Source organism: Streptomyces sp. NPDC054840, from assembly GCF_053611065.1.
Genome location: NZ_JBSGZP010001010.1, coordinates 1 through 1,890 on the forward strand (window position 1 = coordinate 1; position 1,890 = coordinate 1,890).

Genomic DNA, 1,890 nt, shown 5'->3' on the forward strand with positions numbered 1-1,890 from the left:
CGGCCCGCCGGCGCCCGCCGCGCCCGCGCCGGTCCGCCCTGCCCGCCCCGTCCGGCCCCGTCCGGCCCCTGCCGGGCCGTGCCGGGCCGTGCCGGGCCGTGCCGGTACCGGGAAATCAGTGGGTGGGCGGGGTCCAGTCGGCGGGCAGGCCCGACTGGGCGAGGACGGTGGCCAGGCTGTAGTGGTCCCGGTCGGCGGCGATCCGGCAGTGGTTCCTGTCGAGGTCGAGCTCGGTGGTCATCGGTACGGCGAAGGGCCTGGGCGCGCCTTTGAGGTGGCCGGAGTAGACGGCCCGGACGGTGATGCGGTCGCCGTCGAGGCGGGTGGTGCGGATGGTGACGTGGACGTTGTCGATGAGGGTGTCGGCGCGGGCCTTCCATCCCGCGATCTCCTTCCGGCCGCGGAAGGTGATGCCGACGGCTTCGTCGGTGTAGGTGCCGTCGGCGGTGAACAGGGCGCCGAGGGCCTGGGGGTCGGTGCCGTTCCAGGCGCGGGCCCAGGCGGCGGCGGTCCCCGGCGTGCGCCGGCCGGTGTCCTGTGCGGCGTGGGCGGTGGAGGCGGTGGCGCAGAGGGCGGCGGTGGCGGTCAGCACGGTAAGGGTACGGAGCGTGCGGGACGTCATGGTTGATGCTCCTGAAGAGTGCGGGGGTGGTGTGGCCGGCCGTCGTGTCGCGGCCTTCATGGGGCACAGACTCGTGTCGGGCGGTGTCCACTCTCCAGGCCCTGCGCAGCCGGTGGCTGTCCAGCACTGCCCACACCTGTCCATCCCCGGCCCGTCTCCCGCGGGGACGGTCCGGCAGGTGCCGGAGGGGCCACCGGACGTCATCGCTCGGCGGAGGCAGGGTCTCCGGGCCCGGTGTGCCGGCGGACGTACGCTCCACCCGGGGGCCTCTCGACGCCGGCCGGCGGGGGCGTCCCGGATGCGGATGGCGGCCTCCGCCCTCACGCCGGGCCGGAGGCCGTACAGGTACCAGGTACAGGTGGCGTTTGCGCCGACGGTGTGCTGACGGGCCGGGCCGGTGGGGGCGCCGTCGCTGAGGCAGGCGTCGGCGTCGTGGACCCCGACGAGGCGATGGCCGGGGCGGGCGGGGTGCGGTACCCGGTGAGGAGGGCCATCGCCGTGTCCATCGGTCCAGGCGGGGGGCGTCCCGTCCCCGCGCCCTCGCCGCCTGCGCGCGGCCGCGGGCCGCCGAGGTGCAGCCACCGTGGGTTCACCGGGGTGTTGCGGTGCTCCGCACGCGCCGGGCAGGTGCGGACAGCGTCCACTGCGCGGCCGAGACCGTGACGCCGAGCTCCGCCGCGATCCCGGGGATGGCGAGGTTGAGGGCGAAGAAGTCGAGCTGGATGCAGAACAGGGCGACGGCGACCGCGACGAAGGCCCCCGTCCTCCGCGCGGCCGGCGACGTCTCAGCGCGCTTGAGGGGGTTCCTCTCAGCCGGCGCGGCCGGGACACCCGCGGATCGGCGGCAGGTCGGCCGCGCATCGGCCGCGTGCGTGCCCTGATCCCATTGTGGGGCGGACTGCCGGGGGGTGCCGTGCGGGCCGGGGGCGCGCCGCGGCCTCCGCCCTGGGGTCCTGTCCTCTGTCCTTCGGCCTCTGTCCTTTGGCCTCTGCCGGCGGGTGCTCGTCCTCCGGTACGCCACGGGGCGGGCTCAGGCCGGGCCGGGGTCCGTGAGCGGAAGAGGGCGGCGGTCCCGGTCGCGGGCGAGGCGGCCTTCCGGCCGGTCGCAGGGCCGTCGGGGTGCGGGGCGCGGCCGTGAGGACCGTGCCGTGCCGCGGGTCGTCCCGATCGCCGGCGGCGTGTCCTGCGCACGGGCACGGGCCCCGTGCCCTCGTCCGGCTCCCGCGGGTGGTCACACCGGTCGGCGGGGTGACAGGCCCGTATACGCG

At 76.8% G+C, this 1,890-nt stretch carries 1 protein-coding gene; it reads right to left on the reverse strand.

Annotation, left to right across the window (positions count from 1 at the left end):
• Nucleotides 1-115 precede the first annotated feature (115 nt).
• Nucleotides 116-622 (reverse strand): nuclear transport factor 2 family protein, encoded by a 507-nt coding sequence (locus ACWGIU_RS36945; RefSeq protein WP_453712446.1) that lies wholly within the window; start codon nucleotides 620-622, stop codon nucleotides 116-118.
• Nucleotides 623-1,890: the final 1,268 nt, after the last annotated feature.